Source organism: Dyella sp. 01L423 (assembly GCF_056399945.1).
The window spans coordinates 139,382-152,610 of record NZ_JBFTSI010000004.1 but is presented as its reverse complement, the minus strand read 5'-3'; the positions used below and the strand labels follow the sequence as shown (position 1 = coordinate 152,610).

12 protein-coding genes are annotated in these 13,229 nt (G+C 64.5%); 8 read left to right on the top strand and 4 right to left on the bottom strand.

The features are described from left to right. The gene (gene purM / locus AC1DMY_RS13340) at nucleotides 1-1,029 is read right to left on the bottom strand and encodes a phosphoribosylformylglycinamidine cyclo-ligase (protein ID WP_477165419.1); all 1,029 of its coding nucleotides are present in this window, start codon (nucleotides 1,027-1,029) and stop codon (nucleotides 1-3) included. A gap of 148 nt (nucleotides 1,030-1,177) precedes the next feature. Here purM and AC1DMY_RS13335 point away from each other — a divergent pair, with 148 nt between their 5' ends. From AC1DMY_RS13335 to hda, 3 genes are all read left to right on the top strand, one after another. Then, a complete protein-coding gene (locus AC1DMY_RS13335; RefSeq protein WP_477165418.1) occupies nucleotides 1,178-2,158 on the top strand; it encodes a DUF2066 domain-containing protein in 981 nt (326 codons plus the stop codon). Nucleotides 2,159-2,248: 90 nt separating this feature from the next. Then, nucleotides 2,249-3,430 carry an AI-2E family transporter gene (locus AC1DMY_RS13330; RefSeq protein WP_477165561.1) on the top strand — a complete coding sequence of 394 codons (1,182 nt, stop codon included), beginning with the start codon at nucleotides 2,249-2,251 and terminating at the stop codon, nucleotides 3,428-3,430. After that, on the top strand, nucleotides 3,427-4,131 hold the full coding sequence (gene hda, locus AC1DMY_RS13325) for a DnaA regulatory inactivator Hda (protein ID WP_477165417.1): 705 nt from the start codon (nucleotides 3,427-3,429) through the stop codon (nucleotides 4,129-4,131). The genes AC1DMY_RS13330 and hda overlap by 4 nt, the downstream gene beginning before the upstream one ends. 159 nt (nucleotides 4,132-4,290) lie before the next feature. Here the strand turns inward: hda and AC1DMY_RS13320 are convergent, their stop codons facing one another. Continuing rightward, nucleotides 4,291-5,094, bottom strand: coding sequence for an inositol monophosphatase family protein (locus AC1DMY_RS13320; protein WP_477165416.1), 804 nt, complete (start codon nucleotides 5,092-5,094; stop codon nucleotides 4,291-4,293). Nucleotides 5,095-5,250: 156 nt separating this feature from the next. Here AC1DMY_RS13320 and AC1DMY_RS13315 point away from each other — a divergent pair, with 156 nt between their 5' ends. Further along, nucleotides 5,251-6,027 carry an RNA methyltransferase gene (locus AC1DMY_RS13315; protein ID WP_477165415.1) on the top strand — a complete coding sequence of 259 codons (777 nt, stop codon included), beginning with the start codon at nucleotides 5,251-5,253 and terminating at the stop codon, nucleotides 6,025-6,027. Between the two features lie 124 nt (nucleotides 6,028-6,151). On the opposite strand, the gene AC1DMY_RS13310 is transcribed toward AC1DMY_RS13315, so the two are convergent. Further along, nucleotides 6,152-7,474: a hemolysin family protein gene (locus tag AC1DMY_RS13310; protein WP_477165414.1), complete on the bottom strand. Its 1,323-nt coding sequence runs from the start codon at nucleotides 7,472-7,474 to the stop codon at nucleotides 6,152-6,154. Nucleotides 7,475-7,631: 157 nt separating this feature from the next. On the opposite strand from AC1DMY_RS13310, the gene AC1DMY_RS13305 reads away from it, so the two are divergent. After that, nucleotides 7,632-8,261, top strand: a complete 630-nt coding sequence (locus AC1DMY_RS13305) for a pit accessory protein (protein WP_121882340.1) — start codon at nucleotides 7,632-7,634, stop codon at nucleotides 8,259-8,261. A gap of 79 nt (nucleotides 8,262-8,340) precedes the next feature. After that, entirely contained in the window at nucleotides 8,341-9,462 is a 1,122-nt protein-coding gene (locus AC1DMY_RS13300; protein WP_211259212.1) for an inorganic phosphate transporter, read from the top strand. Between the two features lie 897 nt (nucleotides 9,463-10,359). On the opposite strand, the gene AC1DMY_RS13295 is transcribed toward AC1DMY_RS13300, so the two are convergent. Further along, on the bottom strand, nucleotides 10,360-10,764 hold the full coding sequence (locus AC1DMY_RS13295; protein WP_477165413.1) for a hypothetical protein: 405 nt from the start codon (nucleotides 10,762-10,764) through the stop codon (nucleotides 10,360-10,362). Nucleotides 10,765-10,839: 75 nt separating this feature from the next. On the opposite strand from AC1DMY_RS13295, the gene AC1DMY_RS13290 reads away from it, so the two are divergent. Both AC1DMY_RS13290 and recQ read left to right on the top strand, forming a co-directional pair. Further along, nucleotides 10,840-11,190 (top strand): MGMT family protein, encoded by a 351-nt coding sequence (locus tag AC1DMY_RS13290; protein ID WP_477165560.1) that lies wholly within the window; start codon nucleotides 10,840-10,842, stop codon nucleotides 11,188-11,190. Between the two features lie 188 nt (nucleotides 11,191-11,378). Next, nucleotides 11,379-13,196, top strand: coding sequence for a DNA helicase RecQ (gene recQ, locus AC1DMY_RS13285; RefSeq protein WP_477165412.1), 1,818 nt, complete (start codon nucleotides 11,379-11,381; stop codon nucleotides 13,194-13,196). Nucleotides 13,197-13,229 lie beyond the last annotated feature (33 nt).

Sequence of the window (13,229 nt, the reverse complement as noted above, 5' to 3'; positions counted from 1 at the left end):
TCAACCGATGTGCACGCGCTCGTCGCCCTGCGCGGGCACGATCTCGCCGATCACCGAACTGGCCAGGCCGTGCTTGGCGAGCAGGGCGCTTGCAGCATCGACAGCATCGCGCGGCAGGATGACGGTGAAGCCGACGCCGCAGTTGAACGTCCGCCACATTTCCTCACGCGCCACGTTGCCTTCGCGCATCAGCCACTCGAACACCGGCGGCAGCACGATGGCGGCCGCATTGATATGGATGCCGAGGTTGTCGGGCACCACGCGGATGATGTTTTCCTTCAGGCCGCCACCGGTGATGTGGGCCATGCCGTGCACCGGCTGGTTCTTCAGCAGGTCCAGCATCGGCTTCACGTAGATGGTGGTCGGCGCCATCAGCGCGTCGGCCAGGGTGACGCCGCCGAGGTCCAGATCCAGCGGGTTGCCGGCGCGCTCGAGGATCTTGCGGATCAGCGAATAACCGTTGGAGTGCGGGCCGGAAGAGGCCACGCCCAGGATCACGTCGCCGGCCACGATGGCGTTGCCGCTGAGCAGCTGCGATTTTTCCACGGCGCCGACGGTGAAGCCACCTAGATCGTATTCACCCGGCGGGTACATATCGGGCATTTCCGCCGTTTCGCCGCCGATCAGCGCGCAACCGGCCAGCTCGCAGCCCTTGGCGATGCCGCCGACCACGGCCACTGTGGTGTCGACATCCAGCTTGCCGGTGGCGAAATAATCGAGGAAGAACAGCGGCTCGGCGCCTTGCACCAGCACGTCGTTCACGCACATGCCGACCAGGTCGATGCCGATGGTGTCGTGGCGGCCCAGCTGCTGGGCAAGCTTGAGCTTGGTGCCCACGCCGTCCGTGCCGGAGACCAGCACCGGCTCCTTGTACTTGCCCGACAGGTCGAACAGGCCGCCGAAACCGCCCAGGCCGCCCATCACTTCAGGGCGGGAGGTGCGCTTGACCAGCGGCTTGATGCGTTCGACCACGGCATTGCCTGCGTCGATATCAACGCCAGCGGCGCGGTAGGTGAGTGCGTCGGACATGGGGGCAACCCGGCGGGGAGAAACGACAAATTGTAGCAGCGTAGGGGGACCGTTTCCTGAGTGGCGACGCCGAACCGGGACATCTTCGATGGACGCTAGGGGGCGGATTGGGCAGACTTCCGGCGTCCCCCACCGGATTTCGGTCCCCATGCGCCTGTCCCGCCTGCTGCTCGTCTGTTTCATGCTGGGCCTTGCCCCGCTGCTGTCCGTGCACGCGCAGGGGCAGGTGTCGCCGTACACCGTGACCGTGTCGGTGGCCGATACCAGCGAGGCCGCCCGCAACAATGCCTTTGGCGACGCCTTGGCCCAGGTGCTGGCGCGCACGTCCGGTGGCCAGGACCTGAGCGCGAAGGCGGGCTACGCCGATGTGCTCAAGGGCGCCTCGGGCATCGTCCAGCAATACCAGTACCAGCGCGCCACCACCGGTATGGCCCTGCAGGTCACCTTTGACCAGGCTGCCGTGCAGCGTGCCGTGTCCCAGATGGGTGTCTCCGGTGGCGGTTCCCGTCCGCCGGTGCTGCTGGTGGTGCGTGACGAGGACGGCAGCGTGCTCACCCGCGATGCGCTTTCCGCGCTGACCCAGGCCGTCGCCGCCAAGGGCTACAGCACCGTGCTGGCCGATCCGGCCAAGACCGGCGACACGCCGAATCTGACCAGCGCCGAGCCCGACCAGGTCGCCGCCATGGCGCGGCAGTACAAGACCGGCCTGATGCTGCTGGGCCAGGTTCATGGCAACGCCGCCGACTGGGTGCTGGTGTCGGGTGGTGCGCAGCAGAAGTGGAGCACCCAGGGCGCCAACGTCGCTGCCGCCCTTACCGACGCGGGCAACGGACTGGCCGATCGCCTCGGCAAGCAGCTCAATGTGATCGGTTCGGTGACGGTCGACGGCAAGCTGTGGGTTTCGCAGATCAATTCGGCCATGGATTACGCCAACCTCGTGGCCGTCCTGCGCGCCGATCCCAACGTGCGTCAGGTGACCACGCTGAGCGCGAAGGGCGATGGCATGCTGTTCTCGGTGAAGTCCAGCCTGCCGATGGATGCCCTGACCAATAGCCTCGCCGCCGGCGGCCGCGTCCTGCGCGGCGACTCGCATAGCGATGCGGATGCCAGCCTGCGTTGGGTCCACTGATCATTTCGCGGCGAAAGCCGCGTCATGCGCGCGCCAGCCTGGATCCGGCGCGCGTTTCTTACCGCCCTTCTCATGGGATGAGCCATGTCGATGACGCCTGACAGCTCCCGCCGCTGGCAAATGCTCGCGATCACCGCGGTCATCCTTTACGTGTTCTGGCTGCTGGCACCGGTGATGATGCCGTTCGTGGTGGCGGCCATGCTGGCCTACCTGGGCGATCCGTTGGCCGATCGGCTGCAGCGGCTGGGCATGGGGCGCACGCTGGCGGTCAGCATCGTCTTCATCGTGCTGCTGCTGGTCACCGTTGGCGCGCTGATCCTGCTGGTCCCGCTGATTTCCCGCCAGATCGACAATCTGGTGGAAAACATGCCCCGCTACGTGGACTGGGCCCGCAATACGGCGCTGCCGTGGGTGCAGGCCAAGCTGCATCTCGATCCGAGCGCGTTCGACACCGATCGCCTGATCCAGCAGATCAAGGATCACCTGGGCTCGATCGGCAATGCGGCCTCGGTCGTGCTGGGCAAGATTTCCCGCTCCAGCGTGGGGGTCATCCTGTGGCTCACCAACTTGGTACTGATTCCAGTGGTGGCGTTCTACCTGCTGCGCGACTGGGACCGCATGGTGGCGTGGATCGACCGCATCCTGCCGCGCTCGATCGAGCCGACGGTTGCCCACCTAGCGCGTGAAGCGGACAGCGTGCTCGGTGCCTTCGTGCGCGGCCAGCTGCTGGTGATGCTCGCGCTGGGTATCTTCTACGGCGTGGCGCTCACGCTGATGGGGCTGTCGGTGGGCCCGCTGATCGGTATGATCGCCGGCTTGCTCAGTTTCGTGCCGTACCTGGGCTTTATCGTGGGCTTCGGCTCGGCGCTGATCGCAGCGATGGTGCAATACGGCGACTGGACGCATGTACTGATCGTGGCAGGCATCTTCACCGTCGGCCAGTTGCTGGAAGGCTACGTGCTGGTGCCGCAGTTGGTGGGCGACAAGATCGGACTTCATCCGGTGGCGGTGATTTTTGCCGTGCTGGCCGGCGGCTATCTGTTCGGCTTCCTGGGCGTGCTGTTGGCCTTGCCGGCGGCTTCGGTGATCCTGGTGCTGCTGCGCTACCTGACCGAGCGCTACCGACAAAGCGATCTGTACATGGAGGAGGGCGCGGGTGATCCCGTGCTCGCCGAAGTGGATGTGGTCGTCGACACGCCGCAGGGCGAAGTGGAAACCCGCACCGTGGTCGACGACCGAGGCAACCCGAAGGACGCAGTACCACCCCCATGATTCCGCAGTTGCCGCTTGCCCTGCGTTGGCCTCGCCGCCAGCGTTTCGAACATTTCCATCCCGGCAGCAACGCCGGGACGCTCGCTGCCGTTGAGCAACTGGCCCATGCGGCGCACACGCCTTGGCTCTATCTGGCAGGTCCCACCGGCAGCGGCAAGAGCCATCTGCTGATGGCCGCGTGCCAGGCCGCGATCCAGGGCGGTCGCACGGTGCAATACCTGCCGTTGGCCAGCATTGGCAACCGGGCTGCTGCTATCCGCGGCGTGGCCGGCAGCGAATTCCTCGCGCTGGACGACCTGGGCGCCATCGCGGGCGATCGCGAGGCCGAACACGCCCTGTTTGACCTGTACAACCAGGCCAAGGCCGAAGGCGCCGCGATCTTGTTTGCGGCCGAGGTGTTGCCTGTGCAGCTGGGTCTGGTTCTGCCCGATCTGCGCTCGCGCCTGGGTGCGTGCCAACAGGCTTTGCTCAAGCCCTTGGACGATGCCGAGCGGCGCAACGTACTGCGCGAGCAGGCGGCCACGCGCGGCATCGAGCTGGACGACACGGTGCTCGATTGGCTGTTCAATCGCTATGCGCGTGATCTAGGCGCGCTGCTTGATCTGCTGGACCAGATCGATCGGGCTTCGCTGGCGGCGAAGCGGCGAATTACGGTGCCATTTTTGCGGGTGTTTTTGCGTGAGTCCGAGCCGGGCGCCTGATGTTTCCCGTCCCTTGTGGGAGCGCACCCTGTGCGCGACTGAGGTCGAACGCGGCGGGACGGTCGCGCACAGGGTGCGCTCCCACAGAGGGTTAGGTGGTTCTGGATAGAAAAAAAGGCGCCCTAGGGCGCCTTTTTTTTACTGGCCGAAAATCCAACCTCACGCCATCAACAAACGCGGCGTCGCATTCGCGCTGATCGCATCCACCATCGCCTGCGCCACATTGAGGTTGCCGGCGATGATGTTGCCGCTCTCCGGGATGCCGTCGCGACCGGCGAAATCGCAGTAGCGACCACCGGCCTCGCGCACCAGCAGGGCGCCGGCGGCCATGTCCCACGGCTTGAGGCCGATCTCGAAGAAGCCGTCGAAGCGACCGGCGGCCACATAGGCCAGGTCCAGCGCGGCCGAACCGGAGCGACGGATGTCCTCGGCCTGGCCGAGCAGGGCGCGGGTCATATCCAGCTGGGAGTCCAGGTGCGAACGCTGGCGGTACGGGAAGCCCGTGCCGATCATGGCGCCGCCCAGATTCTCGCGCTTGGCCACGCGCATGCGGCGGTCATTGACGTAGGCGCCATCGCCCTTGCTGGCGGTAAACAGTTCGTCGCGCAGCGGATCGAACACCACCGCATACACCGGCTCACCCTTGTCGAGCAGGGCGATGGAAACGGAGAAGTGCGGGATGCCGCGCAAATAATTGTGCGTGCCGTCGAGCGGATCGATCACCCACACCAGCGGCCCCTTGCCGATCGCGCCGCTTTCTTCGGCGAGGAAGGCGTGGGTCGGGTAGGCGCGCTTGAGTTCCTTCACGATCTCGGCTTCGGCCAGGCGGTCGACTTCCGAGGCGAAGTCCATGCGTTGCTTCTCGACGATATTGAGTCCGTCGATGCGATTCATGTAACGCAGGATGATGTTTCCTGCGGCGCGCGCGGCGCGCACCGCGACATTAACGGCGGGTCTTGGCATGGCTTCGGCTTTCAAAAGAACGGGGTTTTGGCCGCGAAGTCTAACAGAGACATGGCCGCGAGGCAGTGCCAGGGACCGGGCCGGGCACGTCGCGTTTGACAGGAAGCCCGGAGGTTTCCAAGCTTTGCGCCCGTTTACCCGAGTTTTCCTGCCCCAATGAGCGCTGAATCCGACCTCGCCGCCCGCATCCGCTACGTGCTGGTGCGCACCTCGCACCCCGGCAATATCGGCAGCGCTGCCCGTGCCATCCGCACCATGGGCTTCGACCGGATGGCCCTGGTGGCCCCGCACCGCTTTCCGGATCGGGAGGCATCGGCCCTGGCCGCCGGCGCCGACGAGGTGCTGGAAAATGCCACCGTAAGCGAAGGCCTGGTCGATGCCCTGGCTGGCACCAGCCTGGCCCTTGGCCTGTCGGCCCGGCGCCGCGGCGTGGACCTCGAAGAGCTCACCCCGCGCGAAGCGGCCAGCCGCGCCCTGGCCGCGGCCGCCCGCGGCGAGCAGGTGGCGCTGGTGTTCGGTAATGAGCGCACCGGCCTGGAGAACGAAGAGCTGGCGCGCTGCCATGCGATGGTGCGCATCCCCAGCGTGGACGATTTCAGTTCCCTGAACCTCTCGCAGGCTGTGCAGGTAATGGCGTACGAGTTGCGCGTTGCATCGCTGGGCGAGGTCAACGTTCCGGTTCGAGCCGATGCCGAACCACCGGCCGATGCGGCGCAGATGGAGCGCTTCTTCGAGCACCTGACGCAGATGCTGGACGATATCGATTTCCACAAGGGCCGCGCGCCGACCACGATCATGTTGCGACTGCGCAAGCTGTTTCAGCGGGCGCAGCCCGATGAGCGGGAGTTGCGGGTGATGCATGGCATTTTTGCCGATGCGCAGCGGATGGCGCAGATTGCTACGGACAAGATCAAGGCGTCGAAGGGCGAATAAGCCGCTGGGTGGCGCTTCGTTTAATGGTGGGAGCGCACCCTGTGCGCGACGGCGAGGCAGTCATCGCCACTGAGGCCGTCGCGCACAGGGTGCGCTCCCACAGTGGATTCTTGGAGGGCTTCGATCAGAACCCGTCTTCTTCCACATCGATCTTCGGCAACCGCATGACCAGCAGCTTGTCGATGCGCGCGCCATCAAGATCCACCACTTCCACCCGGAAGCCGCGCCACTCGAAGGTTTCGCCGGTCTGCGGGATATGGCCGAGCACGGCCATCACCATGCCGGCCGCCGTGCGGTATTCGTGCTCTTCCTCGCCGGGCAACGCATCGACCCCCAGCAGTTCGCGCAGATCGTCGGTGGACAGCGAGCCATCGATCAGCCAGCTGCCGTCCTCGCGCGGCGTGATCAGCGGGCTTTCCTTGGTGTCGCTGCTGCCCAGCTGGGTGGCGCCCACGATGGCCGCCAGCAGGTCATTGAGCGTCACCAGGCCTTCGATGTCGCCGTACTCGTCCACCACCAGGGCCAGCTGCGTTTCCGCATCGCGGAATTCTTCCAACAGATCCAGCGCTCGCGCGGTGGCGGGCACATACAAGGACTTGGACAACTGACCGAAGAGGTCGGGTTTGCCTTCGGCGTAACTGCGCAGCAGGCGTTTTACTTCGACCACGCCGAGGATGTCGCTTTCGTCGCCGCGATATACCGGGTAGCGCGAATAGGGCGTGGTGCGCAGGATGTCCGCGCTCTCCTGGTAATTCGCTGCGGCATCAAGCCAGACGATGCGCGTGCGCGGCGTCATCACGCTGTCGACCGTGCGGTCGCCCAGGCGCAGCACGCGATTGACCATATTGTGTTCGTCGCGGTCGAGCACGCCATGCTCGGCGCTTTCCGCCACCAGCAGGCGGATTTCCTCTTCCGTCGCCACGTCGCTGCCTCGTCCTTTTACGCGCAGCAGGCGCAACAGGAAGCTGCTGGAAAGATTGAGCAGCCACACGAAGGGCGCCGCGATGCGCGACAACACCATCATCGGCATCGATACATAGCCGGAGATCAGCTCGGGTGCGGACAGTGCGAGGCGCTTGGGCACCAGCTCGCCAATCACGATATTGATGAAGGAAATCAGCACGAAGCCCAGCACCAGGCCGATGATCCTGGCATAGGGCTCCATCCAGGCCGCGCGCCCGCCATGGATGGCGTTGGCAATGTGGTCGCCCAGCGCGTCGCCGGCGAGGGCGCCCGTGATCAGGATCACCATCGTCATGCCCACCTGGACGGTGGATAGGAAGCGTTCGGGCGCTTCGGCGTTGCGCAGGGCCATGCGGGCACGGCGGCTGTCGCGGGCCATCTGCTTGAGGCGGCTTTTGCGCGAGGCCACCAGGGCCATTTCCGACAGCGCGAAAAAGCCGTTGAACAGGGACAGCACGATGACGAGGGCGATTTCGGTCAGCATGCGGGCAGCCGGCCGGTGGGAAGGTCGCGTTTGGACATGAGACGCAGTGTAAGTCCTAAGTGGCCCGGTGGGGCCGGATGGGTTTGATGCGGTGCGGCGCGGGGCTCCTGTAACATACCCGTCATTTTCCGCCCCCTCGCACCCAGGCAATAACCGCATGTTTTCATTGCAAACGATTTTCGGCAAAGGCGACAAGTTCTATGGCCTGCTCGAACAGAGCGCCGAGGCTGCTCGCGAGAGCGCCAAAGCCCTGCACGAACTTGTCACGCGCCGCGATCACGCCCCGGTGATGGCTGCCTTCGCCGCCGCGCGCCAGCGCGAGAAGGCGCTGGCGGGGCAGATCAGCGAGGAACTGGTGAACACCTTCGTCACCGCGCTGGATCGCGAGGACATCGAAGCGCTCAACTCGGCGCTCTACAAGATCCCCAAGACCATCGAGAAATTTGCCGAGCGCTATGAGATCGTCGCCGGCCGGGTCGCCGACGTGGATTTCGCCGCGCGCGCGCTGATCCTTGAACGCGCCACCGGCGTGGTGTCGGAAATGATCGGCGAGCTGCGCCGCGGCCTGCGCATCGATCCAGTGAAGAAGCTGCAGGACCGCCTGCAGACGCTGGAGTCGGAAGGCGACCGCATGTTGCTCTCGCCGTATCGCACGCTGTACGTGGAAGGCGGCGATGCGATGCGCGCAATGCTGGCGAAGGACTTGTTCGAGCTGCTCGAAAAAGCCATCGACAAGTGCCGCGACGTGGGCAACACCGTGTATTCGATCGTGCTGAAGAATTCCTGAGGCGCGACCTGATGAATCCCTATCAGCTAAGCCGCCCGGTCACATTCCGGGCACACGGCGTTGTGCGCGAGGTGCGCGCATGAGCATCGGTCTGGCTATTGCCGTGGTGCTGATCGCGCTGGCTTTCACCTATATCAACGGTTTTCACGATACCGCCAACTCCATCGCCACGGTGGTGGCGACCAAGGTGCTGACGCCCGGCCAGGCCGTGATGATGGCGGCGATCACCAACCTGATCGGCGCACTGTGGGGCACGGCCGTGGCCAAGACCATCGCGTCGGGCCTGATCGATACGCATGTGATCGATGCGGGGCCGCAATTGCTCATATGCGCCTTGCTGGCGGCCACGGTGTGGAACCTCATCACCTGGTGGTGGGGCCTGCCGTCCAGCTCCAGTCATGCGCTGGTTGGCGCGCTGGTAGGCGCGGCGATCGCGGCCTCCGGCAACAACTTCGCTTCGGTGATCTGGTCGCAGGGCGGGGCGCATTGGTGGGATGGCAAGGGGGTGGTGCCCAAGGTCATTCTGCCGATGGTGATTTCACCCCTGCTGGGTTTCGTCATCGGCTTCCTCTTGATGGGCGGGCTGTACGCCTTGCTGAGTTGGTTCTCCAGTCGCACCGGCTTTTTGCGGCGATTTGGCCGCACGCCGTTCGTGAATGCATTTTTCGGCAAGGCGCAGATCGTCTCGGCCAGCGCGATGGGCCTCGCCCACGGCATGAACGACGCGCAGAAGAGCATGGGCATCATTGCGCTCGCGCTGGCGGGCGCAACCACCGCCGGTCAGTTCGACGGCCTGCCCGAGTGGCTGGGTTTCCTGCGCATCCACGGTTCGGCCGACGGCGGCTTCAATGTGCCTGCGTGGGTGGCCGTGGTTTGCGCGCTCACCATGGCAGGCGGCACCGCAGGTGGCGGCTGGCGCATCATCAAGACGCTGGGTCACAAGATGGTGAAGCTGCACCCCATCAACGGCTTTGCGGCCGAGGGCAGCTCGGCGGCGGTCATCCTCACCGCGTCCGCGTTCGGCATTCCGGTGTCGACCACGCATAACGTGTCGGCGTCCATCATGGGTGTGGGCGCGGCCAAGCGATGGAATGCGATTCGCTGGTCGGTGGTGGAGCGGATGGTGTGGGCGTGGATACTTACGTTGCCGATTACGGCATTGTTGGCGTATGGGTTTGTGAGGTTGGCGGCGACGTTTTGAGTGGGGCTTGGTTGTTGTGACTCGTTTTGTCGCGCGAGTTAAGCGATCAAGCATTCAAGCGGTGCACCACACTTCTCCCTCTCCCGCCGGGGAGAGGGCCGGGGTGCGGGGCGGGTGCTCGCGGGAACGCTCCCTCATTGCCGTCATCCCGGCGCAAGTCGCAGGCGCTCTTCAACAGCCGAAGGCTGGGCGTCCCGTTTCGTTAGTCTTCGGTCGTCGCCTCTCGGCCAGCTTGCCGCCTACGCGGCGGGCGTTTCGACCGGCTGCCGCCGCTCGAGTCACTTTTCTTTTGCTGGCCCACGCACGCGCAGGAGCGCGTGCGAATGGCGAAGCCGGCCCGAAGGGCGGAGGGCAGGATGCCCGGCGTAAAAGAAAAGTAACCCAAAGAAAATGGCCTGATAACGCCCGCAGCATTGTGCTGGGATAAGCCCGAGCGCTCGATGCGCTTTGTTGTGGGACAACTTCCGAGGGTACACAGCGGGTACCTCAAAGCGCTGCGCAACGCGCCCGAATCGCAGAGGACTTAAAGCCGGGCCTCGCTCCGCATCGGCTTTTGCCCTCCAGCCCTTCGCGCGCCTGCTTGTCTGTGGGAGCGCACCCTGTGCGCGACAGCCACGATGCGGTGTGCCGCTCCGTCGGCTTGTCGCGCACAGGGTGCGCTCCCACAAAATACCCGACCAGCACTTTGACCCGACACACGGGCCGCGCGCTCCCTTGTAGGAGCGCACCTTGTGCGCGACCGCGGCGCATGGGTGTACCGCTCCGTTGGCCTGTCGCGCACAGGGTGCGCTCCTACAGTCGCGTTGTGGCTGGGCTGCTGCCTGCACGGAAATACGATGCGCGGCTTCTCCTTTTCCCCGCCGCGCAACTCGTGCGAGGGGCCGTTACCGCCTTCAATCAGAGGTCATCGCCCCCAACCGCGACTATCCTCTCCAACTGATCGCCCAGCTCGCCGAGCTCCTCAATCAGGCGTCTCAATTCCACCGCATCCAGCAATTCATACGGCCGGTTTTCGCATAGGTGCAGGTAGGGCGAACCATCCAGGTCTGCGACAGCCAGGAAACCTTTCCGCTGCTCCCAGTTGAAACGCAGGCATCGGCGCGGGTCAGCGCCGGCGAGCGGGCCCACCGGTGTGGAGATGCGCAGATAACGCCGGCCGGACTCGTCTTCGAGTTCGGCGAGATAGATGCCCTGGTGCCGATCATGCGGCAAAGTCAGGTCGAAACTGATCAGGTACGGGTCATTGTGGCGCAGCGCGTGCAAGCTGCCGATGTGGGAACGCACGGCTTCGAAATGGCGCATGGTGCGATCTCCTTGGCAGGCCGATCCAGGCTCGCTACTGTGCCACGACCCGGTGTAAAGAGCCTGTTGAAGATCATGGACAAGCCCAAATCAGAGGCGCACGCCCGCATCTTTGCTGCCATCGCAGCTATTCCCGCCGGTCGCGTCGCCAGCTACGGTGCCATCGCTGCGCGAGCGGGATTGCCAGGGCGCGCACGGCTGGTAGGCAAGGCGCTCGGCGAAGTTCCGGACGGCATGGAGCTTCCCTGGTTTCGCGTGCTCCGTTCCAGCGGCCACATCGCGTTTCCTCCCGGCAGTCGGAGTTTTCGCGAGCAGAGCAAGCGCCTGAAAGCCGAGGGCGTGGAAGTCAAGAACGGCCGCGTGCCGTTGGCAAGTTTTGGCCTGGATGCCAATCTCGATCGGGCGTTGTGGGGGATGCCAGGCTAGATCTGCCCGGTGGCAAGTATCGGGTATCGCAGATTTCCTCCAGTTATGCCTACGCGCGATTGAGCTGCTGCACTTAGTCGGTTTTCCCCCGAGCAGAGCGTCGGCTGGCTGGCCGATCTGCGTACGTCTTGACAAAACACAGCCACGCGAGATGCAAAGCGGTATTCGACATTTGCTAGCATTCGCCGATGCTTCCAGCCCCTCTCGATATTCTTCAAAGCGTTTTTGGCTACGCGCAATTTCGCGGTCAGCAGCAAGCCGTCGTCGAACAATTGATCGACGGTGGCGATGCCTTGGTGCTGATGCCTACGGGTGGCGGCAAGTCGCTGTGCTATCAGATTCCTGCGTTGGTGAGGCAGGGCACTGGCATCGTGGTGTCGCCGCTGATCGCGTTGATGCAGGATCAGGTGGATGCGTTGCGCGAAGCCGGCGTTTCTGCGGCTTATCTCAACTCCAGCCTGGGCGCGGAAGATCAGCGTGAGGTGGAGCGCCGTCTGCTTGCCGGTGAGCTGAACCTGCTTTACGTCGCACCGGAGCGATTGTTGACGTCTCGTTTTCTCGGTTTGCTCGAGAGCACCGAGGTCGCGCTGTTCGCCATCGACGAAGCGCATTGCGTGTCGCAATGGGGACACGATTTCCGCCCTGAGTATCGCGAGCTGGCGGTGCTGCATCAGCGTTTCCCGCAGATTCCGCGCATCGCGCTCACTGCAACGGCCGATCAGCGCACGCGCGATGAAATCGTCGAGCGGCTGGCGCTGCAAGAGGCGCGTCAGTTCGTATCGAGTTTTGATCGGCCGAACATCCGCTATCAGGTCGGCCTGCGCCACAACGCGCGACGGCAGTTGATGGAATTCCTGGAACGGCATCGCGGCGAGACGGGCATCGTCTACGCGCTCAGTCGGCGCAAGGTGGATGAAACGGCGACGTGGCTGACGGAAGCGGGGATCGAGGCGTTGCCCTATCACGCCGGTCTGGATGCCGCGACGCGCAACGCAAATCAGCGGCGTTTCCTGCGCGAGGACGGCGTGGTGATGGTGGCCACGGTGGCCTTCGGCATGGGCATCGACAAGCCCGACGTGCGCTTCGTCGCGCATCTGGATCTTCCGCGCAGCATGGAAGGGTACTATCAGGAGACCGGACGCGCGGGTCGCGACGGCCTGCCGTCCGAGGCGTGGATGATCTACGGCCTGTCGGACGTGGTGACGATGAGCCAGATGATTGCGCAATCGGAATCGGCGGATGAGCGCAAGCGTGTCGAGCGCCAGAAACTGGAATCGCAACTGGCGTATGCGGAAGCCACGCAATGCCGTCGTGAACTGTTGCTCGCCGCATTTGGCGAATCGTTCCAGGGGCCATGCGGCCACTGCGACAACTGCATCGAACCGCCCAAGACTTGGGATGCCACGGTACCTGCGCAGAAGGCGCTTTCTGCGGTGTATCGCAGCGGGCAGCGCTTTGGTTCCGGCCATGTCATCAGTATTTTGCGCGGCGAGGACAGCACGCGCATGACCGACTTGGGACACGATCGCCTTTCCACGTTCGGCATCGGCGCCGACATGGATGAAAAGCAGTGGCGCTCGGTGTTTCGCCAATTGCTCGCGATGGGCTTGCTGGAAGCCGATGCGGAAGGCTTCGGCACGCTGCGCCTGAGCAAGGCCAGTCGTGAGGTGCTGGTGGGCAATCGTCCGGTGCGTCTGCGCGAGGACGCAACGCCGGCACGCGCCACGCGCAAGCGTCGTCGCGACAGCCAGCTGGTGACCGGTGGCAGCCTTGGCGTGGAGGCTTACGAGCAGCCGCTATGGGATGAATTGCGCAAGTTGCGTACGCAGCTGGCGAAGCAACATGGTGTGCCGCCGTACGTGATCTTCCACGACGCGACCTTGCTGGCGATGCTGCGTGCCTTGCCAGCGAACGAGACAGAGCTGTCGGCGATCAGTGGCGTGGGTGAGGCGAAGCTCAAGCGCTATGGGCGGGACTTTTTGGCGGTGATCAACGCACACGAGTAGCTGGCAAGGGCAATTAGGTGACTCTTCCGCGAG